This window comes from Psychrobacillus sp. PGGUH221, assembly GCF_042055255.1.
GTDB lineage: Bacteria > Bacillota > Bacilli > Bacillales_A > Planococcaceae > Psychrobacillus.
Genome location: NZ_JAQMHQ010000007.1, coordinates 67,778 through 93,607, shown reverse-complemented (window position 1 = coordinate 93,607; position 25,830 = coordinate 67,778). Strand labels below are relative to the sequence as shown.

The 25,830-nt window shown below is 37.5% G+C and carries 18 protein-coding genes, 1 pseudogene and 1 other annotated feature; of the genes and pseudogenes, 4 read left to right on the top strand and 15 right to left on the bottom strand.

Translation table 11 applies throughout. The features are described from left to right. Positions 1-39: 39 nt before the first annotated feature. From PGC35_RS12975 to PGC35_RS12955, 5 genes are all read right to left on the bottom strand, one after another. Positions 40-747 (bottom strand): ABC transporter ATP-binding protein, encoded by a 708-nt coding sequence (locus PGC35_RS12975; protein ID WP_375219449.1) that lies wholly within the window; start codon positions 745-747, stop codon positions 40-42. After that, the gene (locus tag PGC35_RS12970; RefSeq protein WP_375219448.1) at positions 734-2,566 is read right to left on the bottom strand and encodes a branched-chain amino acid ABC transporter ATP-binding protein/permease; all 1,833 of its coding nucleotides are present in this window, start codon (positions 2,564-2,566) and stop codon (positions 734-736) included. The genes PGC35_RS12975 and PGC35_RS12970 overlap by 14 nt, the downstream gene beginning before the upstream one ends. Further along, complete coding sequence (locus PGC35_RS12965; RefSeq protein ID WP_375219447.1) at positions 2,520-3,407, bottom strand: branched-chain amino acid ABC transporter permease; 888 nt, start codon at positions 3,405-3,407, stop codon at positions 2,520-2,522. Before PGC35_RS12965 ends, PGC35_RS12970 begins: the two co-directional genes overlap by 47 nt. 32 nt (positions 3,408-3,439) lie before the next feature. Continuing rightward, complete coding sequence (gene fabG / locus PGC35_RS12960) at positions 3,440-4,183, bottom strand: 3-oxoacyl-ACP reductase FabG (protein ID WP_375219446.1); 744 nt, start codon at positions 4,181-4,183, stop codon at positions 3,440-3,442. 173 nt (positions 4,184-4,356) lie between these two features. Next, positions 4,357-5,550 carry an ABC transporter substrate-binding protein gene (locus tag PGC35_RS12955; protein ID WP_375219445.1) on the bottom strand — a complete coding sequence of 398 codons (1,194 nt, stop codon included), beginning with the start codon at positions 5,548-5,550 and terminating at the stop codon, positions 4,357-4,359. A 1,068-nt stretch (positions 5,551-6,618) separates the two neighbouring features. Here PGC35_RS12955 and PGC35_RS12950 point away from each other — a divergent pair. After that, positions 6,619-7,795: pseudogene (locus PGC35_RS12950) on the top strand (tyrosine-type recombinase/integrase). A 386-nt stretch (positions 7,796-8,181) separates the two neighbouring features. Here the strand turns inward: PGC35_RS12950 and xylF are convergent. The 8 genes from xylF to PGC35_RS12910 all read right to left on the bottom strand — a co-directional run bounded on the left by xylF (position 8,182) and on the right by PGC35_RS12910 (position 17,773). Further along, complete coding sequence (gene xylF, locus PGC35_RS12945; protein WP_375219444.1) at positions 8,182-9,252, bottom strand: D-xylose ABC transporter substrate-binding protein; 1,071 nt, start codon at positions 9,250-9,252, stop codon at positions 8,182-8,184. Positions 9,253-9,263: 11 nt separating this feature from the next. Continuing rightward, positions 9,264-10,814 carry a response regulator gene (locus tag PGC35_RS12940; protein WP_375219443.1) on the bottom strand — a complete coding sequence of 517 codons (1,551 nt, stop codon included), beginning with the start codon at positions 10,812-10,814 and terminating at the stop codon, positions 9,264-9,266. After that, positions 10,792-12,261 (bottom strand): sensor histidine kinase, encoded by a 1,470-nt coding sequence (locus PGC35_RS12935; protein WP_375219442.1) that lies wholly within the window; start codon positions 12,259-12,261, stop codon positions 10,792-10,794. Before PGC35_RS12935 ends, PGC35_RS12940 begins: the two co-directional genes overlap by 23 nt. Continuing rightward, on the bottom strand, positions 12,258-13,238 hold the full coding sequence (locus PGC35_RS12930; protein ID WP_375219441.1) for a substrate-binding domain-containing protein: 981 nt from the start codon (positions 13,236-13,238) through the stop codon (positions 12,258-12,260). Before PGC35_RS12930 ends, PGC35_RS12935 begins: the two co-directional genes overlap by 4 nt. Before the next feature lie 122 nt (positions 13,239-13,360). After that, the gene (locus PGC35_RS12925; RefSeq protein WP_375219440.1) at positions 13,361-14,536 is read right to left on the bottom strand and encodes a sugar ABC transporter permease; all 1,176 of its coding nucleotides are present in this window, start codon (positions 14,534-14,536) and stop codon (positions 13,361-13,363) included. A 13-nt stretch (positions 14,537-14,549) separates the two neighbouring features. Further along, on the bottom strand, positions 14,550-16,070 hold the full coding sequence (locus PGC35_RS12920) for a sugar ABC transporter ATP-binding protein (RefSeq protein WP_056832964.1): 1,521 nt from the start codon (positions 16,068-16,070) through the stop codon (positions 14,550-14,552). A gap of 87 nt (positions 16,071-16,157) precedes the next feature. Beyond that, positions 16,158-17,225: a sugar ABC transporter substrate-binding protein gene (locus PGC35_RS12915; RefSeq protein ID WP_375219578.1), complete on the bottom strand. Its 1,068-nt coding sequence runs from the start codon at positions 17,223-17,225 to the stop codon at positions 16,158-16,160. Between the two features lie 293 nt (positions 17,226-17,518). After that, on the bottom strand, positions 17,519-17,773 hold the full coding sequence (locus PGC35_RS12910) for a DUF3006 domain-containing protein (protein ID WP_056832960.1): 255 nt from the start codon (positions 17,771-17,773) through the stop codon (positions 17,519-17,521). A gap of 223 nt (positions 17,774-17,996) precedes the next feature. On the opposite strand from PGC35_RS12910, the gene PGC35_RS12905 reads away from it, so the two are divergent. Then, positions 17,997-18,161, top strand: a complete 165-nt coding sequence (locus tag PGC35_RS12905; RefSeq protein ID WP_156316730.1) for a hypothetical protein — start codon at positions 17,997-17,999, stop codon at positions 18,159-18,161. 49 nt (positions 18,162-18,210) lie between these two features. Here the strand turns inward: PGC35_RS12905 and tyrS are convergent, their stop codons facing one another. Continuing rightward, positions 18,211-19,476, bottom strand: a complete 1,266-nt coding sequence (tyrS, locus tag PGC35_RS12900) for a tyrosine--tRNA ligase (protein WP_375219439.1) — start codon at positions 19,474-19,476, stop codon at positions 18,211-18,213. Positions 19,477-19,526: 50 nt separating this feature from the next. Next, positions 19,527-19,722 (bottom strand) — a binding site (T-box leader). A 100-nt stretch (positions 19,723-19,822) separates the two neighbouring features. Between tyrS and PGC35_RS12895 the strand changes: the two genes are divergently transcribed. Then, a complete protein-coding gene (locus PGC35_RS12895; protein WP_375219438.1) occupies positions 19,823-22,726 on the top strand; it encodes a transglycosylase domain-containing protein in 2,904 nt (967 codons plus the stop codon). A gap of 555 nt (positions 22,727-23,281) precedes the next feature. On the opposite strand, the gene acsA is transcribed toward PGC35_RS12895, so the two are convergent. Continuing rightward, complete coding sequence (gene acsA, locus PGC35_RS12890; RefSeq protein ID WP_375219437.1) at positions 23,282-25,000, bottom strand: acetate--CoA ligase; 1,719 nt, start codon at positions 24,998-25,000, stop codon at positions 23,282-23,284. Between the two features lie 165 nt (positions 25,001-25,165). Between acsA and PGC35_RS12885 the strand changes: the two genes are divergently transcribed. Beyond that, the gene (locus tag PGC35_RS12885) at positions 25,166-25,798 is read left to right on the top strand and encodes a GNAT family N-acetyltransferase (protein WP_275789025.1); all 633 of its coding nucleotides are present in this window, start codon (positions 25,166-25,168) and stop codon (positions 25,796-25,798) included. Positions 25,799-25,830 lie beyond the last annotated feature (32 nt).

Genomic DNA, 25,830 nt, shown 5'->3' with positions numbered 1-25,830 from the left:
TGCTTATAGTAAGTGTAGAAACTAATCAAATTAGTTTTTTTATACATTTCCAAGATACGCCTTTGCGACATCTGGATTCATACGAATCTCTTCTCCTGTACCTGCTAAAACAATACTTCCCGTCTCTATGACGTAGGCACGATCGGATATCTTCAATGCACTATTCGCCATCTGTTCAACCAAAAGCACGGTAACACCCGAGGCATTAATTTCCTTTAATAGATCAAAAACCTCATTTACAATGATAGGAGCAAGCCCAAGTGAGGGTTCATCAAGAATTAAAAAGGATGGTTCAGTCATAAGGGCTCTTGCAATGGCTAGCATTTGTTGCTCTCCCCCTGAAAGAGTCCCTCCCAATTGTTCTTTTCTTTCCTCAAGCCGTGGGAAACGTTCGAAAATCGATTCAATCATGATATTTGTTTTCTTGGAATCCTTTACAATATGTGCTCCTAATAGAATGTTTTCCATTACTGTATGTTGAGGAAATATTTGTCTACCCTCAGGTACGATGCGAATTCCTTTACGCACCAGTTGGTCAGGACGATCATTGGTAATATCTTTTCCTTGAAAGGAGATACTTCCACTTTTCGCCTTATGAAGCGCGACAATCGTATTGAGAATGGTGCTTTTACCAGCACCATTCGCTCCTAAAACTGTAACAATCTCACCTTGTTCTACGTGTAAAGAGATATTATGAACAACTTCAGTTTTTCCGTAACTTACAGTTAAATCCTTAACTTGTAACATAGATTTCCGCCCCTTCACCCAGATAAGCGTTTCTTACAACCGGATTGGAATTCACGCTTGCGGGATCACCCTCTGCAATTTTTTTGCCATAATCAAGTACGGTAATATAATCGGATATCTCCATGACTAAATCCATGTGATGTTCGATCATTAGAACGGTAACTCCGGCCTCCCGAACTTTATTAAGCAACTTCGAGAATTCCATCGTCTCTGTATCTGATAGGCCAGCACATGGTTCATCTAGAACTAGAAGCTCTGGTTTCATGCTAAGAGCTCGCGCCAGTTCTAATAATTTCTGTTGACCCGCTGACAGGCTCTCCGGTTCATTATTCGCTTGGTGGCCAAGGTCTATTAAATCAAGGTAATCCATTGCTTCATAAAATGATTTTCTTTCTTCATTCCTCATTTTCCGTGTACGGAACATCGTATCGGTAAGTGAATAGCTATAAAATAGCCGTCCCCCCATCGCAACATTTTCAACGACCGAGAGATTGTTAAAAAGTCTTACATGTTGGAATGTCCGCGAGACCCCCTGCCTTACTAGATCCACAATACTCTTACCCGTAATGTCCTTGTCTTTAAAAATAACCATGCCTGCTGATGGCTTATCAACACCAGTAATCATGTTTAATGTTGTAGTTTTGCCGGCACCATTCGGACCAATTAGTGAGTGAACCGTCCCTCTTTTAATCGTCATGCTTAGATTTTCTACTGCAGTATGTCCCCCGAACTTCTTCGTAAGATCCTTAATAACTAAAATGTCATCACTATCGGAGTTAGTACCAACACTAATAACATTCTGCTTTATTTCAAAAGCTTTTTTGTCCCTTTTTTCCATGAGGTATTGATTGTCATCTATTTCTCTGAAATGCTTTTTAATCGTTCCTGCAATACCCGCCGGAAGTACTTGTGGGATGACGACAAGAAGGGCACCATATACAATCTGTTTCAAGTCAGGTGCTGCATTAAATAGTTCTGGTATTAACGTAGCAATGATCGCACCGATAATTGGACCGCTAAGCGTCCCTTGCCCACCCAAAACCACCATCAGAAGAATGAATACAGTAAATTGAAAACTGAAGGTATCAGGGCTTAGATAGCCACTATAACTAGCATAAACGCCTCCAGCTAATCCAGCGAGTAATGAACTGAAAAAGTAGCCTATGATTCTATATTTACTGAAGTTAATGCCAACCCCTGCTGCTGCAATCTCGTTATCTGTCATTGCAATTAAATCTCTGCCCCATCGACTTTTAACTATGTTCCTCTGTACGACAATACATATTACTACTAGTAGTAGGATGAAATAGTATTTTTGAAGGGTATCTAGGCTGAAACCGAAAATAGTCCAACTCGAGACGAACAGCCCCTGTGAACCACCTGTAAACCAGGTCCATTCATTAAACACTCGATGCGCCATTTCTAGTAAACCAATACTTATAAGAGCGAGGTAATGGTGTTTTACTTTAGATGCTGGAAGGGAAACTAGCAAACCGACTACAGCAGCCGCTATTGCCCCTAGTATAAGCCCCACGAAAAACGGCAAGTTGTAGGCGGTAATGGCTACTGCTGAAACATATGCCCCAACACCAAAATGTGCGGCAAATGCAAAAGAAGTTATACCACTAAAGCCCGCAGAAATGTTATAGCCAATTGCCAGGATAATATAGATGAAAATTAAACTTACTAATCGCAAGTAGTAACTACCTGCTACTAGGGGAATAGCTAAACTAATCAACAAAAGAGCAACCCAAAGGATAATAAAATAAACTTTATATTTTTTCTGCAGTGAAGCTGCCTTTATTGAAAATTTTGGCACCTAATATCCCTCCTGGTAAAACTATAATGACAACAATCATAATTAAAAAGATAACGGCATCTTTCATACCACCAGGGATCATCAGCCCAACAAATCCCTCTAACAAACCTAAGGAAATACCACCGATAAACGCTCCTTTGGTATTACCTAACCCTCCGATTAGCGCTGCTGCGAAAGCTTTTATGCCAAGTGCATATGTCATTGTATAGCTAGCAAAAGTTAAGGGTGCAATCAGTGAACCCGCGATTGCCGCAACACCTCCTGATATCGCGAAACAGGTCAACACAACGACACTGCTTCGAATACCCATGATTCTTGCAGTATCCGGTTTATACGATACAGCCCTAACAGCTCTACCAAAACTAGTTTTTTGAATGACAAATTGATACGCGATACCAATCGATATTGCAATAACAATCATCATCATTTCGTGCAACATAATATTCGCACCGAACATACGAATATCTAGACCATTAAACAGGTATGGAAAAGCCTTTGGTTCCGTTCCGAATATCATTCGAGCAATATTGTCTATGATGATACTTGCACCAAATAGAGTGACAATCCAACTTGAATTTTTCGATAGATCTCCTAATCTCTCTACTGCTGTCTTATAGATCACCATACTTAGCAATATGTTAATCGATATTGCTAACAAAATAGCAAGTATATAATTCATATGAAAAACACTTATGAACCAGTAGCTTGTCATAGCTCCTATCATAATAACGGAGCCATGTGCAAAATTAATGATACGAGTTGTAGAATAAATGATACCGATGGCAAGTGCCATTAAGGCATACATGCTCCCGTTAGCAAGAGCAAATATTAGTTCCTGCATATATACACCCCTCTCTTATCTTCCTAGTCGCCTCATGTTGTCGCAGCACCACTAACAGTTATGCACTGCCCTGATAAGAAGCTTGCATCATCACTAGAAAGGAAAGACACAACACTGGCAATTTCATGAGGTTTTCCAAGTCTTCTTAATGGGGTATTCTTTATATGTTCTTCTATAATTTCCGTCGGGACAGTTTTATACATGTCTGTTTCAATATAACCAGGGGCAACACAGTTAACGTTAATATTCTTTGGTCCCCCCTCCTTAGCAAGCGTTTTGGAAAAACCAATTAATCCTGCTTTTGATGCTGCGTAATTTGCCTGACCTACATTACCAAATGCAGATATGGACGAGATGTTTACAATCTTTCCGAAGGCATTCTTCCTCATAATCGGTACGACATGTTTACAAAGGTAATAGGCACCTTTAAGATTTACATTTATAACAGCATCCCAAGCTTGATCCGTCATTTTGTGGAACATACTGTCTTGAGTAATCCCAGCATTGTTGACAAGGATGTCAACAGTACCGAAATGTTTCATTGCTTGAGAAACAGCTTTTTCTACTTGGTTGTCATTCGATACATCACATTGAATGGCCAGAACTTCAGCATCACTAGTATCGAGTCTTGAAATCATTTCTTTCGCCAAGTTCAGATCATATTCAAGTACTGCAATACCTGCAATACCATCCTCTAGAAAGCGTTTAACGATAGATTCACCTATTCCTTTCCCACCCCCGGTAATAATTGCGTACTTACCTTCTAATTTTCCCATACTAATACCTCCCAAATAGTTGTGGTTTTTCTTTTTATTGATTTCCTAGTCATATGTAGGGTAAGTCTCCGACTAAGATAAAATTTAAAATTACACAGCTAGAGTAGAGCTACGTTATGTCGATCTCCCAATTTCCATTACAAATTTAGGAGATCGACAGTAACTACTTACAATTAATTTTTTATATACAGATCTCCATTAAACATTTCTGAGATCTTAACCATGATCAATTCTGATAAAGGGAACCCCTCGTGAGATTCCTCCGAAAAGGCATATTCATTTACAAAGACCGATTCGAATTCCGCCACATCATTTTCCAATACCTTTTTCACTTCATCAGTATCCGTCGTACCTGCTTTTTCAATTGCCCACTTTAGTAAATAAACTGCTTCATAACCTGATGTTACCGTAGTAGGGTTTGTATCACGTTTTCCGTATTCACCATATTCCTCCATAATCTTTTGATACATCGCCCAATATTTCGACCCTAACTCTGTTTGATTTGGCTCCACTGCCCAGTTGTTCATAGAAACAACTGACACATTATTAGCCCCAGGGCCAGCCAGTTCCTTAAAGTTTGGCATCGCCAATCCTGTATAGCCTATAACTTGCAAGTTATCAATATAGTCGATTCGTTCTAGAGACCTTACAATCTTCGCCCCATCAGCTCCTAAGGTCCAAAACAACGCTACATCTGCGTTAGCCTCTTTTATTTTTTGTGCAATCGGCGTCATGTCTGGATCATCCGACTTATAAGTAACTTTCACGGCAGGCTCAACGCCATATTCTTTTAGCGTCTCTTCCATAACCGCGATTCCATCCACACCAAGGGCAGAGGTATCAGCAACCAAAGCAATTTTCTGGTAATTTCCCTCAACTGCAATTTTGACAAGAGCTTTTGCCTGTATTTCATTTGACGGCATTATTCTAAAAGCATAAGGATTATTTTTGCTGATAAGGTCTGTACCTGTCGCTACTGGTATCATAGAAATCACTTTATTCTGCTGGAGATATGCCATCGAAGCAGCTGCAGGGGTTGAATTTGTAGGCCCGATTACAAACCTTGCCTTTTCCTTGTCCACTATCTCCTCCATAAATGTTTTGGATTTTGTAGGGTCAGCCTCATCATCACGTGTGACGACTTTCACCTGAGCACCCAAAATACCTCCATTTGCATTAATCTCTTTCACCGCAATATCTATCCCTTGAGACTGCGCTTTTCCATTTACAGCACTAGTCCCACTCATCGCTCCGATATTTCCAATTATGATTTCCTTAGGTGAACTGCTACTTGCTTTGTCTTCACCGCAAGCGGCAAGAAGTAGTAAAACGCTTAAAAGCAATGAAATAACCAGATTTTTTCTCATCAAAATCCCCCTCAATTTTTGTGGTAACAAAGATAATAGGAACCAATTGGACGATAAACAATTTCACAAATCCCCCATTTTACAGTAGTGTGTAAGCCCTTACATTATTCACCGCCCCTTTGTATTTACCAATTAATATATGACAACTTAGAACAACAAATTTAACTATATTAATTGGCGAAAATTTTAAATAATTTGAATATTAACCCAATTTAGCATATAAAATAGAGATAGTCAATATAATATATAGCAAACTTCGGTTTTTTATGAGAATCCACTATTTTTAGTTGTCATAAATCATCTTGCTATCACGATGTATAATACGTCAATTTACTAGTTGTTTTGTCGAAATCAAATTGATTCAAAAGGAAAAGGGCTTCATGCAAAAGAAGTAGCAGAACTGACAGGCTTTGCACACCCGTATTTCAGATATTGAAAGTGGCAAGAGCAATTCTACATCGGAGCCGCTTTAGAAAATGAAAAAGAAAAAGAGCCAGAAGCATTATGCCTCCGACCCAAAATGATTCACTCCATATCCTCAAATGCTTCTGGATAATTAACCGTACCAATAACTTCCCAAGTACTTTGATTCACCGTATCCGATTGTCACATTCAACTTCTCTTCATCCGCAAAACCATCGAAGCTGTTCTCGAATGCTTCCTTGTTGACTTCTACTGTAAAAATAATATCATTACTTCATCTCCCGCTTCTGTCTCCTTTATCTGCCTTCGCAGGCCAAGTGAATAGGTAAACCACCACTTGCAGCAAAACGATTAGAACCGTGACGAGTACTAATAATTGAACGGATGATAGCGGCTTGAAATAGCCCTCCCACTCTTCAATTTTATTCACACGTAGTACCCAACTATAAGAACTTAGAAAAGATAGGATATTTGCTATTAGAAGGACAATGAAAGACGAATGGGTCTTGGATTATGTATATTCCTTAAAAGAATAATAAGATTTTGAAACATTAAAAACCTCAGAGTATGTATCAACAAGGGACTTTAAGAATACCTACCTATTCCTGTGCATCACGCCGCCAAGTAATGAAAGGAACGGTATAATTGAAATTATTCAAATCGAGTAAAGAACCAGAAATCTATTACTATTTCAATACGAATAATGAAAAATTGTGGATGTTTCGCCATAAGTATTATGACAAAACAGGTAAACGAAGAGAGAAAAAGAAGAGTAGTTTCAAGACAGAAAAAGCAGCCCTTAAGGCACTATGGATGTAAAGGCTGCAACTTTACGTGGAGAATCTAAACAAGTGGAGCATGACCAAATAACCGTAGGGGAATGGTTATGGTATGACACCCACAAAAACGACTGGAAAGTTACTTCTCGAAAACAACGGGAAATGGCTATACGTTTACAGATGAAACCTTTGCTCGGTCATTATAAACTACAGAGTTTAGAAAAGACTACTTACAAGAGAGTGTTTTTGAATGTACTAGAGAAGAAATACAAACCAAGTACAGTTCAATTATTCCATACCCTTTTTAAGATTGCCATTAACGCGGCTGTTGATGATGAAATATTGTCTCGCAATAGATTCACTAAAATCACCCTGTCTTCTAATAACGAAATAAAAGAAAAGCCATCGAATTTCTTTACACCCTCTGAGTTAGTAGCATTTTTAGACGCAACAAAAGAGTGTGAAAACATCACGAATATTTCGTATCTCCTAACTGTTGCTTATACAGGTGTAAGAAGAGGTGAAGCATTCGGCTTACAAAGGAAGAACATTAATCTCATAAAGAAAACCATCACCGTTGAGCGTACTCGTGATAATAAAGTTATTCGTTCCCCGAAAACCAAAAACAGCTATAGAACCATTTTAATTGATGATCTTCTTGTTAATCAATTAAAGGCTTACCGAAAATGGTGTATAGAAACAATGCTATCTTTTGGTTACAAATTTACTGAAGAATCGTTTGTTTTCATATCACACCAAACCGGAGAACCCGCTACAGATAACAGTGTATTATACGCGTTTAGAAGAATCTTGAAGCGAACAGGACTTCCGCAAGTAACATTACACGGGCTTCGTCTCTTACACACGCAACTATTTTATTGAACCAGGGCTCTAATGTAAAAGTAATCGCGGAAAGATTGGGCAACACTCCACAAATGGTTTATGAAATATACGGACATGTGTTGGAGGAATTGGAAAGCGAAACTGTTGCTGCATTTAGCTACAGTTTAGAAGCGAGTGGGGCTAAAAGTGGGGCTAATTAAAATCAAACAAGCTGTAAACGTTGATACGACAAGGCTTTTAAATACTACTGAGTTCTACTCTCGTTAATAGAAATACTCTTCTAAGAGTATTAATAGAAACCCTAAAGTCTTTATTAATACAAGGCTTTAGGGTTTTTATTTTTGATTTCTGTTAAACAATGCGGTTGATATTACAGGCGGACGCTTTCCGCGGGCGGCCTGTGAGTCTCCTCAAGCCAACACGATGTTAGCATGAAGTTTGCCTCATGAGGTGGCGTTCTTAGCCTTCTTTCCTTTTTTATCACCTGGACACCCGCTGGAGGCGCCTCCTTTCACTACAATTATCCCAAAAAGCTAACAGAAATTATTCCATATATAGATCTATTGAAATTAAAATGACATACTATTTACTTCGAAGTGTCTTTATAAATATCCTCCGAAGAATGAAACCCATCCGCAATAACCGTGCTTTCTATGTTGTGAACATTTACAGCAATTGGCGATAGTAACACGGAAGGAACTTCAATTTTCCCATTATTAACTTTTTGGAAAGCAGGGACTTCCTCCCCTTTTGCCATAGCTACCGCTAATTTCGCTACTTCTTGTGTGAGCATCCGAATTGGCTTATACACTGTCATCGTCTGATCTCCACTAACAATCCGCTGTACTCCAGCCAAATCCGCATCTTGCCCTGCAACTGGCACGATTCCTGCCAATCCTTTTGCAGCAAGTGCTTGTATAACACCGCCTGCAGTGGCATCATTTGCAGCTATCACTGCGTCAATTTGCCCCTTTGTAGTATGGAGAGCTTCTTCCATATTAGTTTTTGCATTAGCAGGAGTCCAATCCTTCGTCCACTGATCATAAACGATGTTAATATCGCCTCTTTCAATATATGGACGTAGCACGTTGAATACACCTTTTTTTAATAAGTGTGCGTTATTATCAGTAATTGCCCCTCCGATAATCACATAATTACCCTTCGGTACGATTGCAGTGATAGCTTTTGCTTGCATCTCACCTACTTGTTCATTATCAAAAGACACATACAAATCGAGGTTTGCATTTTTCACAAGCCTGTCATAGGCAATTACTTGGATCCCTGCTAAATGTGCCTTATGCACAATTGCAGCTGTTGCTTCAGCATTATGCGGTACAATTACTAAAAGGTCAATTCCGCTACTGATGAGCGCCTCTGCTTGTGAAATTTGTAGAGCATCATCTCCATTAGCTGCTACAATCTTAACTTCTGCTCCTAGTGATTCAACTTCTTCCTTGAATAAATCTCGGTCCCTTAACCATCGCTCTTCCAGTAGAGTATCCATCGAAAATCCAATACGGATTGAATCATCGTCCTTAACAAGAGGTGTTATTTTTTCTTGCTCGTCGGTTTCCTGTTGTAGCTTTTGCGTATCTGTACAAGCAATTAGAAACGAGGCTATTACTAAAAACCATAAAATTATAGCCTTTCTTTTCATCCGTTTACCTCCTATCGAACTTCCGCTTTATTACTCCATAATGTTTTTCGATATTGCTTAGGGGATACTCCACATACTTTCTTAAACACCTTGCTAAAATAATTTGGTTCGTGATATCCGACCTCATACGTAATTTCTTTTAAACTACGCTCAGAATCATTTAAAAGTGTCTTTGCCTTCTCAATTCGGCACTCTGTTAAAAAATCGATGTAGTTAATTCCCAGCTTCTCTTTGAACATTTTACTAATATATATGGGACTTAAGTTAACCCTTTGTGCAAGAATCTCCAAAGATATATCCTCATGTGAATGCTCTCGAATAAATTGTTTTATTTGGTGTATTTTATCCGCTTCCACTTGATTATAATGTGCTTTATAGATCGTATTCATATGATTCAGAAGCAAAAGTGTTTCCGCTCTCAATTGGCGGTAGTCCTGGTTTTGAAATGAGAAGAAGGGTGCATCAGCTTCCATTCCCATTTCATCCATCACTCGTGTAGCAATCCAAAGCAGTTCAAGGACCCTTTGCTGAGCGTATATTAGTGAGTTTCCCTCATTTTCATGTTGCTGTATCAAATTTAACACACCAGACTGAATAGAAACCCAGTCTCCTAAACGAACTTGGTCAAAAAGGTTTTTTTGCTGTTGTTTCATATTCTGATTGTCAGATTCTAGGCTATGAGCTGGTACATCGTTATAAAATCTGTATTTGACCTTTGGCGTTGTATCCATAGTAGCAATGAGTGCTTCTTGGTAAGATTGACGAATTTCATCCAGTTCCTCATAAACTTGACCAATCCCTACAAACCAGTCTAATCCAATTTTTTCCTTATCTAATGATAATATTGCTTTTGCCAATGTAATCGCTTGCAAACGGAAGGACTTTTCTTGATCGCGAAAAACGATAATAGGAAGCTGTCTCCCGTATAACGCCCCTACCCAAGCGTTTCCAGTTTCGTGTACCTTTTCCTTTATTGGCACATAATAGGACTGTGCTCCCTCAGGCAATACAACCAATACAACAAATTTTTCATTAGAAGAACGAATATCAAGCATTTCGAGAAGCATATCGATATGTACTTCATGTACATGATCAAATAATAATTGTGTTACAATGTCTGTTTCTACTAGAGTCAACGTTTTTTCCCAATTCTCTTGTTGCCACTTGTTTGTATCCTGTTGCTCACTTTCCTGTCTACATTCCTCTAATACTCTTCCGACGGTTGCAACAATTTCGCTTACCTTACTAGGTTTTAGCAGATAATCCTTCACACCAAGCTTGATAGCCTGCCTTGCATAATCAAACATATCAAACGCTGTCACCATAACAAATTTACTGGCAGAATGTTCTGCCTGAATTTTTTCTATCGCTTCAAGACCTGTCATTCCTGGCATCATTATATCCATTAACACTAAATCTGGTTGTATCTGATTTGCTAATTCTATTGCTAATTTGCCATTTTTTGCTTGATGAATGATCAGCTCTGGAAAAGCTTTTTGTAAAATAGCCTCCATTCCTTCTCGCTCAATCGGTTCATCATCAACAATAAGAAGCTTCATCATGATATTGCTCCTCCAATGAATTAGGTATTTGTATAATCACTTTCGTGCCTCGACCTTCTTTACTATCAATCGTAACTAAGTTCTCCATTCCATAAAATAAATCCAATCTTTTTACTACATTTTGGAAGCCAATTCCTGTAGAATGCCCTTCGCCAGGTACTACACGTCCCTTCAATAACTGCTCCATTTTTTCTTGGGACATTCCTTTTCCACTATCCTCTATTTCAATGATGACCCATGCATCATCTTCCTTCTTCTTTATCCTAAAGAAAATGGTACCTCCGTCCTCTTCGGGCTCAATAGCGTGGATAACTGCATTTTCGATAATAGGCTGAAGGGTGAGACCTGGAATTTTCACATGGAGACACGACTCATCGATGTACGACTCGAATTTTAAACGATCTGTAAAACGTGCCTTTTGAATTTCCATATACTGATTTAAAACAATCACTTCTTCAAATAGCGTTACAGATCGGTCTATTCGCTTCAGATTATAACGTAGCAAGCCTGCTACACTGACTAACAGATCACTTGTTTCCTCTGCTCCATCCAAATATGCCTTTTTTGAAAGTGTGTTTAACGTATTAAATAAAAAATGTGGATTTATCTGGCTTTGCAGGCTTTTTAATTGACTCTCCTTCAACAAAAGCTTACTTTGCTGTAGCTCATGCTCTAGCTGAGCCTTTTGCTGAATTTCCACAATTAGATCATTAATATTAATACGCATCTTATCAAAGGTCTTTGCTAAAAAAGCAATCTCGTCATTTGATTTGACTTGAATTTGTTGATTAAAACGCCCTTCCGATAATTCGTTAGCAGCCTTAGTCAGCTGATGAATTGGCTTTGTAATAGTAAGTGAAAACCAATAAGTAGCCAATAATAACACGACAGTAATTAAAAGTAATAACCAGATTCCTAGCTTTTCTAACTCCTCTGATTGGCTGATAATATCTCGATAAACAAGATTATACGTCTTCAACTCTCGATCTAAAATCGTCAAGGTCATCTCCGATATGTACGCGGATATTCGATTTGCTTCATTAAATTCATTTGTCGATCCTTCCATTTCTTTATCTTCTGAAAACATAATAGATCGATTAGTAGTCTCTATAAGGCTATCGATTAAATGAATATAATTGGTGACAGAGAACTCATTATCCGCGGTCCGAAGTTGAGCTACATCTTGCTGTACCTCTTCAATGACACGTATGCTTTTCTCTACCTGTTTTTTATGATTATCTGTTGGGTTTAATAGATAATTATTTAAATTCGTAATCAATTGCTGGCTAGCTGTAGTAACTTCATTCATTCGTAAATATCTCTGTAAAATCTCATTGGATTGTTCCTGTGTTTTTTGATTGTAATACGTAAGCGTCAACCAAATAACGCCCATAATGAGCAAAACAACGGAAACGAGCATCCAAATCTTCTTTTGAATCGTTGTCATTTACCGTCACCCTTAGCTTTCACAATACGAGTTTCGGTGAGGTAACCATTTGAATCGAGTGGTACGGTCTCGTCTGTAATCCACTCCAGCAACAATTTAACACTCTCCCTACCCATCTCTTCAGGCATTTGCTCCAACACCCCGTCAAGTTTTCCTTGTTTTAGGAGAATAGCTGACTCAACCCCGTCATCAAATGTAAATATATGATACGGCTCCACCTGTGTACGTCTTTCTATTTCTTGGATCATGGGACCTACATGATTTGCATTGATGGCTATAAAAGCAGAGGCTTGTGGCACTTCATTCATTAACTGTTGAGTAGTTGCCAAAACCTGTTCCTTTGTCTCTGCCGTCCCTCTAACAAAAATTTCTATATCTGGATATCTGTCTAATACATCTCGAATACCTGCTAACCGTTCCTTTTGATAATACGCTTGCTCTTGATCACCAAGTATTATCACTTCTCCTGCTGTTCCCATTTCTTTTATTAATTGACTAGCAACTAATTTACCTGCTAAAAACTGATCTGATCCTACATATGTTTTTCTCAAGCTCTCTTGTACCGGCACATCATTTGCAACGGTAATAACAGGAATGCCATAAAAAGCTGCCTTTACTTTTGTTAGCTCTTTAAATTCTTCATTATCTAATCCTTGTACGATTATCCCATTCACCTTTGAATGAATAGCAATCTCCATCTTTTTTAAAAAGTCGTCTTGGTTGTTTCCATAGCTTCCCCATACTTCAAGCTGTACATTTTCTTCCTGCGCCTGCTTAATTGCACCTTGACCAACCTTATTCCAAAAAGGGGTATCAAGTTCTTGCGTAATGAGTACGAGACGGAAAGAATCCTTAGCGGAAGGGAGGTTAGTAGGCATATCACTAGTTAAACGAAAAGCCTTCGTTGCCGAAACTATAGTCAAATAGCTAAAAATAACAATTAGAACAACTAAAGAAAGAATAACTTTTTTTCTCATGCACCTTCCCCATCCCGATACCTTTTCTTTCATATTACCACCTGTCCAAAAATTAACAATGACCAACAAAACAACAGGAGGCACCCTACAATTAGGATGCCTTGTTATTCTATTATTCTTTTTTAACCACGTTGCTTACGTGTCATTACATCGAAAATTACTGCTCCAGCTAAAACGCCGCCACGAATCATATATTGATAGGAGATCCCGACACCTAGTAAGTTCATCCCACTTGATAAGGAGGCCATTACGATCGCTCCAATAATAGCACCTGTTACTTTACCGACTCCACCTGCGGAAGATACTCCCCCAACATAAGCTGCCGCTATAGCATCAAGCTCAAACAGAGTTCCGGCTGTGGTCGTTGCAGATTGAAGACGAGAGGTAAATAGAATTCCGGATAAAGCTGCGAGCATCCCCATTGACCCAAAGACGATATATGTAATCTTTTGTACGTTTATCCCACTTAAATGCGCTGCCTCAGGATTACTACCGACTGCATAAATGTGACGCCCAAGCACTGTTTTAGTCGTTAAAAAATGATAGATTAATACAACGATAATCATAATGACAACAGTCCAGGAAAATCCGTTATACCCAGCTAAAATCCAAGTAATATATGCAATAATAGCAGATATTAATATAAGCTTTACGCTAAAAATTCCCTTAGACATCACATCAAATCCATATGTCAACTTGTTACGACGTATGGAGATTTCATTGTAAATATACAAAAGAATTCCGACAAGCCCTACTACTAAAGTAAGTAAATGCAAGCCATTTATTTGCATAATAGAAGGAATAAATCCATTACCAATTGCATTGAATTGGTCGTCCTTAATAATTATCGTCCCTGTTTTTTCCGTCACCTGTAGAAGCGCACCTCGGAAAATTAACATTCCTGCCAATGTAGCAACAAATGATGGAATGCCGATCTTCGCGACTAACACCCCATTAAATAAACCAATAACTGCACCCAAAACTAAAATGATTGGAATTGTAATCCATACAGACAAGCCCATTTGGGTCAAGAAAATAGCAGAAATTGCACCTAAAAATCCTGCTAAAAATCCAACAGATAAGTCAATGTGACGGATGACGATGACCAATGTCATCCCCACTGCCAAAACAGCAATATAACCAGCTGAATCCAATAAATTGCTAATGTTTCTTGAAGACATAAACAAGCCGTCCGTCATAATCGTAAATGTAAGCATAATAACGATTAACGCAATATACATTCCATAATCTCGTATATTCGCTTTTACGAGCGCTCTAGCTTCTTGATAAAAGTTCATCGTTATCCCCCTCCTATTGCGTCGCAAGTTCCATAATTGTTTCTTGTGTCGCTTCCTCCTTAGTCAGTTCTCCTTTAATTGCTCCGTCCGCCATGACATATATTCGATCACTCATTCCTAATACTTCACCAAGTTCAGAGGAAATCATGATTATGCTCATACCTTCTTGAATGAGCTTATTCATAATCGAATAAATTTCAAATTTCGCTCCGACATCAATTCCTCGTGTCGGTTCATCTAATATTAAAATCCTAGGTCCAGTAAACAACCATTTTCCAAGTGATACTTTTTGTTGATTTCCACCACTTAATTTGCCGACTACTTGTTCTAATGAGCTTGCTTTAATATACAAGGAGTCTTTGTATTCGTTCCCAACCTTCACTTCTTCGTTTAAATTGAGAACCCCCTTTGAAGAAATACCTGTTAGATGAGCTACAGAGACATTGCTCTTAATATCCTGTAATAAAAACAATCCATCACCTTTTCGATCCTCCGTTACATACGCAATGCCAGCCTTAATAGCATCACTTGTATGCTTAAAGCCCTTCTGTTCTCCTTGAATAGTTAAACTTCCTTGTAGTTTATAGTTTTTTGGATTTCCAAATATACTAATTGAAAGTTCTGTCCGACCTGAACCCATAAGGCCAGCAATACCAATAATCTCTCCTTTTTTAAGGTGAAGATTAACGTTTTTCACAACATTTCTCCCTAGCTGGGTATCATATGCCGTCCAATTGTTCAATTCGAGTACTGTTTCTCCAATTTTCATATCTGGACGTTTAGGGTAAATATCTTCGATGTCGCGGCCTACCATGTTTTTTATTATGATATTTTCTGCAACTTCCCCTTTACTTGCATCCAGAGTACATATTGTCTTTCCATCTCGAATAACAGTTACTTTATCAGCAATTTTGATAACTTCCTTCAGCTTATGCGATATCATAATGCAACTAATACCTTGGCTTTTTAACTCTTTTAAAAGGTCTAAAAGATTCTCACTATCATCTTCATTCAGTGCTGCTGTTGGTTCATCTAAAATTAGCAAACTCACATCTTTACTTAAAGCTTTGGCTATTTCGACGAGCTGTTGTTTACCTACACCTAGTTCCTTAATAAGTGTTTCTGGTGTTACTTTCAGGTTTACCTTTTTTAATAACTGCGTTGCTTGGACGATTGTTTGATTCCAATCTACGAAAGGACCCTTCTTTACTTCGTTACCTGCAAAAATATTTTCATAGACTGTCAAATCCGGAAAAAGCGCTAGTTCCTGATAAATGATGCCAATACCAGCCTTTACACTATCGTTAATCTCATGGAATTTTAGAACTTCATTATTAAAAACGATATCACCGTCGTATGCACCATATGGATAGACTCCACTCAACACCTTCATAAGTGTTGATTTCCCTGCACCATTTTCTCCGACCAAACAGTGAATCTCTCCTTTTTTCACCTTGAAATTCACATTCGAAAGGGCTTTGACTCCGGGAAATTCTTTAGATATGTCATTCATCTCTAAAATATAATTGCTCATTCTATCGCCTCCTAACCAATCAAAATAAAATAAGAGAAATAGTGATAGATACTACTATCACTATTTTTCCTTTTCTATATGATATCTTTACTCTAAACCTGTGAATTCACTTGCTTCATAGTATTCAGAATCGATAAGTTCTGATTTTACGTTATCTTTATCTACAACGATAACGTCTGTTTGTTTCGCTTTAACGTCTACCGCACCATTATTATATGAACCTGTTGTTTCTGGTGTTTTACCATCTAAGATTTCTACTGCCATACCCATCGCATCTTTTACTAATGTACGAACATCTTTGAAAACTGTCATCGATTGTTTTTCATCGATAATGTATTGAATTGAGGCTTTCTCTGCATCTTGCCCAGTTACAAAGTAATTAGTAATTGCACTGTCAGAGGCAAATACGTCTGCGATTGAACGAGCTGTCCCATCATTCGGAGCTAGAATTGCAACATCCCCTTTTACATCATCGCCAGCTGCAGTTAAGTGAGTTTGTGCTTTGTTTTTTGCTTCGTTTGCATCCCAGTTCGTTGTTATTTGACCAATAATTTTTCCAAGTTGGTCGCGTGATAGATCTGCTGACTCTTTTAATGCTTCTGCTTCACTTGAGTTGGCAATTTTAAAAGTACCATCTGCTACTTTCGGTTGAAGTACTTTCCATGCTCCTTCGAAGAATAAAAATGCGTTATTATCGGAAGCTGCTCCTGCATATAAGTAAAGCGGAACATTAGTACCTTCAGCATTGTCTACTAAGTACTGAGCTTGTGCAGCACCTACTGCTAAACTATCAAATGTTACATAGTAATCTACTGCATCTGTGTCTGTAATTAAGCGGTCATAAGCAATAACAGTAACACCCTCTTTTTTCGCCGCTTCTACAGCAGACGCTGCAGCTGCACCGTCATGAGGAGTGATGATTAATACTTTGATCCCTTTATTTAATAAAGCTTCCACATTTTCTTTCTCTTTAGCTGATGACCCTTGGCTAAATAGAATTTCCGTTGAATAATCTGAATCTGCTAGAGCATCTTTAAAACGTTGCTCATCTTGTACCCAGCGAGGTTCGTCCTTTGTAGGTAATACGATACCTACATCTACTGAAGAACCACCTCCACTGTTGTTACATCCTGCAATGAATAATACGAACGCCATCAAGATTATTAAAAAAGTTACTCCCTTGAATTTCTTGAACATTTTTTTACCCCTCTCCCTTTGAAAAAAATGATTACAATTAAATTATAAATTGAGAACATTTATATGAAAGCGCATTCATTAGCATTCTTTTAGCTTTACCTATACTTTTTTAACCTTTTGTAAAAAAACATTATTATTCCTAGAGGAACTCTTCATCAAATAAAAAAACACCCCTTCATGAGAAATATTTTAGAAGAAATGCAAAAAAGCGATTTACTCTAGATAGAGCAAATCGCCAATTTCAAAAAATATTAATTTTTTTGCATTTTCATTCCTTCAATTAAATCAAGCAAACGTTGTTTAGCATCATCAGTTTCTTCCTTCAACGCCTTAAAATCATAGCCTGATTTTTCTTTATTGAAATGTATTTCCAATAAGTCTCCTACTTTTGCATTAATCGTAAACTTATCTTTTAAAATGACGAGTTTGTTTGCTTTATTATCTTTTTCAAAAAGCACAACAAAAAAATCATCAAATCGATCGACCACGTATTTATTTTCACACACTTAAAACAGCCCCTTGACCAAAATTAAATTAAAATTAAATGTAGTTATATAATTTTTTCATGAATAGTAGGAAATTCGTTCAATATTATCATTCTATACTATATACTACTCAATTTTCATCTTATTTTGTTTACTTTTTCATTTTTTTAATAATTTCATGACTATTTGTCTATTAATGGGGAATAATAAAAGATGAATATAGAAAAAAAAAGGAGGATATGTAGTGAAAAATAATAAAACGAATACTTCCAACAACAACTCTAAAGACGACAAAAGTATAAGTGAAAATTTTACAGAACCACAAAAGTTAAATGACGAGGAAAAGGAAAAACTTCAAGTAAAAGATGGTCAAAATAATCATCATGTTGATGAACGCGGTGGTTTTTAATTGAAAAAAGCTTCTTCCCTTGATATATAGGGAAGTAGCTTTTTTCATTTTAAATAAACTTGATCATTTTATAATTTTTCTTTCCTCGGCGAATAATCATGAATTCATCTTCAAGACGATCCTTTTCCCCAACTTCATATGTTACATCCGTAACTTTTTCTCCATTAACAGAAATAGCCCCGTTAGCAACGTCTTCCCTAGCTTGCCTTTTCGAAGGCGAGACAGTAGCTTCCACGATGAAATCTACAATGTTCTTCGAATCTTTTGTCATTTCAACGGAAGGTACATCTTTAAATGCATCCTTCATTTCTCCAGCTGTCAACTCTTTTAAATTCCCGCTAAATAACGCTTGGGAAATACGGATAGCTTGATTCAAAGCTTCTTGACCATGGATAAGTCGAGTCATTTCTTCAGCAAGTTTCATTTGTCCTTTGCGTAAATGTGGCTCATTTTCCACAGTTTCTTGGTAACTTTCAATTTCACTTCGTTCTAAGAAAGTAAAAATTTTCATGTATTTGATCACATCTGCATCTGCAGTATTAATCCAAAATTGGTAGAATTCATATGGAGATGTCTTTTTCGCATCTAACCAAACAGAACCAGAAGCTGATTTTCCAAATTTCGTTCCATCCGCCTTAGTTACTAATGGAATTGTTATTCCGTATGCTTTTGTTTCTTCCTCATGCGTTTTACGAATCATCTCAAGACCAGTTGTAATATTACCCCATTGGTCAGAACCACCAACCTGTACTTTACAATTATATGTGTTGAATAAATGATTGAAGTCGATTCCTTGTATTAATGTGTATGCGAACTCAGTAAAAGAAAGCCCTGAATCTAAACGAGAGGCAATAGAATCCTTCGCTAACATATAGTTGATGTTGACAAGCTTTCCGAAGTCTCTTAAAAATTCAATTACTGTCATCGGTCCAATCCAATCATGATTGTTAACCATTTTAGCACCATTCTCAGCATTAAAATCAAAAATGCGCTCCATTTGCGTTTTGATTCCTTTTACATTTTTATCAATTTGTTCAGTTGTTTGCAAAACACGCTCTTCTGAACGTCCTGATGGATCTCCCACCATTCCTGTTGCTCCACCTACTAATAAGATTGGGCGATGTCCATGCATTTGAAAACGACGTAAAGTCAGTAAGGGCACGATATGCCCGATATGCATACTATCTGCAGTTGGATCGACACCACAGTAGAGTGAAATTTTTTCGCTATCTAATAAACTTTCTAAACCTTCTGCATCTGTCTGCTGATAAATAAGACCTCTCCATGTTAAATCCTCTAATAATGCATTTGTCATAATAAGTTCCTCCTTTTTAAAATAAAAAAGTCCCTGCACGAAATAAATCATGCAGGGACGCTTATTTATAATAGCGCGGTACCACCCAGCTTGAAGGAAAATCCTTCCGCTTCAATCACGATATCGTTGTGAATACGTCTAACTCCAAGACTGTAATTCATCGTTGAACACTGACTAGCTTTCACCAACCGCTAGCTCTCTATACAGTATGTGCAACAACTACTTCGGACTTTTCATCGTTAAAATATATAACTATTTTACCTAAACTAAAACGGTTGTCAATAACTATCGTCTAATGAATAACGATTATGGTATAATAATTCTTGATTTGGGGGTTGAAATGTTAATGGATAAATGGATAGAGAAAATCCAATTTTATAAAGATAAATTTGATGAATGGCAGTCTACTAAATGGGCAAAAGGCTTGCGTATCTCATCTAGTGTTATTTGGAACTTAAGCTTACTCTTTTTAATTGTCTGCATCACTTTAGGTGTATTTGCAGCATCGGTAGGTGCGGGTTACTTTGCATCTCTAGTTAAAGAGGAGCCATTACGCGAAAAGAAAGAAATGAGAGCAGCAGTATTTAACTATGAAGAGACTTCCGAAATATATTTTGCCGGAGATGTCTATTTAGGTAAATTACGTACAGATCTTGAACGGACAGAAACTAAATTATCAGCAGTTTCACCATATGTTTTAGATGCTGTTCTAGCTACGGAAGATGAATATTTTGAAGTACATAATGGAATTGTACCAAAAGCAATTTTCCGAGGATTACTACAGGATGTTACAAACTCTGATACACAAACAGGTGGATCTACTTTAACTCAACAGTTAATTAAAAACCAAATACTAACAAATGAAGTTTCCTATGAACGAAAAGCTAAGGAAATATTACTGGCTATGCGTTTGGAACACTTTATGACGAAAGACGAAATCTTAGAAGCTTATTTGAACATTATTCCTTACGGCAGAAATGCAAACGGAAGAAATATTGCTGGAATCGAAACAGCTGCTCAAGGAATTTTTAATGTCAAAGCAAAGGACTTAAATTTACCTCAGGCTGCTTATATAGCAGGTATTCCCCAAGCACCATTTGCATATACACCATTTAGAAAAGGTGGTGTATTAAAAGAAGGAGAAGCATTAAAACCTGGAATTGAACGTATGAAGACTGTTTTGTTTCGAATGAAAGAAACTGGTTATATTTCCGAGGAAGAATATAATTCTGCTATTAATTACGATATTACAAAGGATTTTAGACAGCCCGAAATTGTACCAGAAGATAAATACCCATGGCTAACTTTTGAGATAGAAAACCGTGTAAAAGCAATTCTTCGAGAACAGTTTGCTTCAGCAGATGGGATAGACCCTGAAAGATTAAAATCGGAGTCAAAACTATACGATAAATATGATATCATAGCAGCACGTGCCGTAAGTACTGGCGGTTATAGAATTCACACAACTATTAATAAAGATATGTACGAGGCAATGATTCAAGTAAAAGATCAGTTTGATACTTATGGACATACATTCACAAAAGAAGTAAAAGATCCAAATACAGGAGAAACCATTACTCAAGATTATCCTGTACAAGTTGGAAGTATGCTAATTGAAAATGGTACAGGTAGAATTTTATCGTTCCTTGGAGGTCGTGATTATAATTTAGAACAATTAAATCACGCAACACAAGCCGTTCGTCCAATAGGTTCTACTATGAAGCCATTATTAGTGTATGCACCAGCTATTGAATATGGAGTAATTGGCGCTGGAAGTCCAGTTGTCGATGTTAAATTAGAGAATCTAGGAAGTACAACTTGGACTAAATCTCCTCAGAACTATACGAAAGAACAAGAGTTAGGGATTATTTCAGCTCGGGATGCTTTAAAAACATCTCAAAACTTATCAACTATTCGTTTATATGATTTGATCATGGACAGAAAGCCTACTGATTTCTTATACAAAATGGGCTTCGAGCATATTGAAGAAAACGAATACGCCAATCATGCATTATCTATCGGCGGTATGACAAATGGTGCAACTGTTGAAGAAAATACGAATGCATTTGGAACATTTGCTAATAATGGACAGTTTATTGATGCTTATATGATTGAAAAAATTGAAGACGTAGATGGGAATATCATTTACCAACATAAGACTGAACCTGTTCAAGTATTTAGCCCAGCTACTTCTTATATTATTACCGATATGCTTCGTGATGTTTTATCGGATGGAACTGCAAAACTTGCAAAATCTAGATTAAAATTCCAATCAGATTTTGCTGCAAAAACTGGAACTACTCAAGATCATAATGACTCATGGCTAGTTGGATATAACCCAAATGTTTCTCTAGGTGTATGGCTTGGTTACGATTACAATGAAACCCTATTCTATATGAATAATCGTTATAATCATCCAAGTGTTCGAATAAACATGCTTTGGTCAAATATGATGAATGCTATGTATGATGTAAATCCAGACATAGTAGATGCACCAAATCCTTTTCCGGTTCCTGAGGGTGTAGTGACTAGATCCTTCTGTGGTATATCTGGACTTGCAGTATCTGATGGATGTAGCAAAGCAGGATTAGTGAAGTCAGATTTATTTAATGCGGCTGCTATGTTACCTACTGCTTCGGATGACAGTCTAATCACATCATCCTATGTTGTGATTAATGGCAATAAATATCGTTCATTAGATTCAACTCCTAGTGAATTTGTTGTACAGGGCGGATACGGAGTAAACGAACAGTTTATTAAACGGATGCTAGGCAAATTCGGTGGAAATGCTAGCAAACTATTCCCAGAGAAATCTAGTTTTGCTGGTAATGTTGTTTCAGAAGAAGTATTCCAAGCTGATGGAAGTCCACCAGCAGCAGTAACAGCAACTCTTTCAGGAAATACAATTACTTGGACAGACGCTGCTTCACCTGATGTTGTAGGATACAGAGTTTATCAGGTTGTAAATGGAAATAGAGTACTTGCTGCTACTAAACTAGAAGCAGAAGGTAAGAGCTTTGTTATTAATGGTAGTGGTCAATACATCATTGTTTCTGTTGATATTACAGGTTTGCAATCGGGCGCTTCGAATATCGTATCAATCGAAGAGAAGACACCAGAACCACCTGAACAAGTTATTCCTCCAACTGCTCCTGAAGAGGGTTCAGAGGAAGTAATTATTGAACCAACTCCTCCTGAAACTGGTGAGACAACTACACCGGTAGAGGGTGAAGAATCAGGTACACCATAAAAAAAATATCTTCTGATTTTAGCGTTTATTCACATTGAAAGAAATGCAAAATACAATATTACGAAGTATCTAGAGAAGAAGGAAGTGAATTCAGTCACTTCCTTCCTCTCTTTTTTTTTATTTATAATACTGTTGCTAATGCGTAGCGTGTGACAAGCGCACATCCGCCTTTCTGTCTCTAAGTACAAATTATATACATAGACTTAAAATATTTTTCACCAACTATAGGCATTCACGCTGGCCGCACGTCCGCATGAGCCGCTGTATGCGCTAGCGCATTTCGCTGTCTCATTCGGCACGTCATGCGGTTGGCAAGGCGTGAATGCCAGTGTATTCTCTTAATAATGATTTATGTAGATTCTATTATATGTTCAGCTATCACTCTTTTTATTGAAATGTACTGTATCATCGGATATTTCAAGGATGTCGACTCATCCTGCGGAGGCTCAGCATAGCGTTCGGCAAGCGCATATCCGTTTTTCTACTCTCGAAGGGTTTAATTATGATAAGAAAAAAGCCACAGCTTCCTGATATTACAGGTCGCTGCGGCTTTTCTTAATCTTCCATTGTTGACAAATCACCAGTTGGTAATTTTAATTCCCAAGCTTTTAATACACGACGCATAATTTTACCACTACGCGTTTTTGGTAACTTGTCCTTGAACTCAATTTCTCTAGGTGCCGCATGTGCAGCAAGTCCTTTTTTAACAAACTGCTGAATATCTGCGATGAGTTCTTCTGATGGTTCATATCCTTCATTTAAAGCGACAAACGCTTTAATAATTTCACCGCGAACAGGGTCTGGAATTCCGATTACTCCTGCCTCCAAAATAGCCGGATGCTCAATTAATTTACTTTCTACTTCAAATGGACCTACTCGTTCACCAGAGGTCATAATCACATCGTCCACTCTTCCTTGGAACCAGAAGTAACCCTCTTCATCCATATAGGCAGAATCCCCTGAGAAATACCACTCGTCATTTATAAAGTAAGATTCATATTTTTCTTTATTGTTCCAAACTTGACGCATCATGGATGGCCATCCTTTTTTAATTGCCAAATTACCCATTGTATAAGGAGGAACAATATTCCCTTGATTGTCAATGATGGCAGCTTCTAAACCAGGTAATGGTTTCCCCATTGAACCAGGTTTAATCGGTAGACAAGCGAAGTTACAAATAACCTGAGCACCTGTTTCGGTCATCCACCAAGTGTCATGAATTCTTTTATTAAACACTTGCATTCCCCATTTAATTACTTCCGGATTCAATGGTTCCCCAACAGATAGAATATGTCGAAGAGAGCTTAAATCATGCTCTTTTACTATTGCATCTCCTGCTCCCATTAGCATGCGGAATGCTGTTGGCGCACTATACCAAACTGTTACTCCATATTGTTCTATCGCATTGTACCACGCATCTGGAGAAAAACGTCCTCCAAGAATTAAGAAAGTAGTTCCAGTTAGCCAAGGTCCAAAGATTCCATAAGATGTACCTGTAACCCAGCCAGGATCTGCAGTACACCAATAAATATCATCTTCTCTAATGTCCATTACCCATTTCATCGATTGATACTGTTGTACCATAGCATAATGCACGTGTAATATACCTTTTGGTTTTCCAGTAGAACCAGAAGTATAATGTAAAATTAGTCCATCTTCTTTATCAACCCACTCTATTTCAAATGAATCGGATGCTCCTTCTAATTCTTTATTAAAGTCGATAAATTTTTCGGTTTCCTCTACTGCTTCCCCTACTAGAAAGACTGTTTCTAAGTTAGGTAATTTATCTAGAGGTATTCTTTCAAGCAGTTCGGGAGTAGTAACAATTGCTTTTGCTTCACTATCTAGCAATCGGTCGTATACTGCACCTTCCATAAATGCTTCGAAAAGTGGTCCAACGATGACGCCCATTTTAATTCCACCAAGTAACGCAAAATATAATTCGGGTGATCTAGGCATAAAAATGAAAAGACGATCCCCTTTTTGAAGGTTAGAATATTTTTTGTAAACGTTTGCAGCTTTGTTGCTTTGATTCTTCATATCAAGAAATGTATAGGATTCTTTTCTATTCGCATCTTGATAATAAAGAGCTACTTTTTCTTTTTTATCAGATTCTGCATGTCTATCGATGGCTTCATAGGCCATATTCACTTTACCTGTTTGTTTCCATGAAAAGTTTTTCTCTGCATCTTCCCATTGAAAAGTCTTTACAGTTTGTTCATAATCTTTTAATTGATAATCCCCTTCTAAAACTGGTAAAACTTCTATTTTCATCCTCTTCACCCTTTCGATAAATATACTCTTCTATTCTACAATACTTTTTTCTATTTTTGCTAATGTTTTGAATGTTTTATTATATTTCTTTTTCCATACACCTTGTCACTTTAAAATAAGGTATAATGTTTGTAAATTGCATTTATTTATTTAGGTGGTGAATTTGTGATACACAATAAAATGTATAATGCTACGGAATTAGAAACAAAGCATGGTACTGTTACTATCGAAGGACCGATATCTTCAGACATTATTGCTGAATTAGAATTCCATGAGGATCTTGTATCTTTTAGAGCTCCTGCTCAACAACACAAAGCCCTCATCGAAATTGCTAAGCTACCAGAAGGAAGAATTATTATTGTTCGAGATGAAAATATCATTGTTGGATACTGTACATTTCTATACCCCGATCCACTTGAACGTTGGTCCCAAGGTAATATGAAAAATTTAATAGAATTAGGGGCAATCGAAGTTATTCCGAAATTTCGAGGAACAGGAGTTGGAAAAACACTTCTCCGTGTTTCAATGATGGATGATGCAATGGAAGACTATATTACAATCACGACCGAATATTATTGGCATTGGGATTTAAAAGGAACGGGCTTGAATGTATGGGAATATCGAAAAGTTATGGAAAAAATGATGCAAGCTGGTGGACTCGAATATTTTGCCACAGATGATCCAGAAATTAGTTCTCACCCTGCCAATTGCTTAATGGCTAAAATAGGTAGTAGAGTGGACAATGAATCTATTCAGCAATTTGATCAGTTACGCTTTATGAATCGTTTTATGTATTAAAGGTGAAGCGAAACAGATAGAAAAGGAGTACA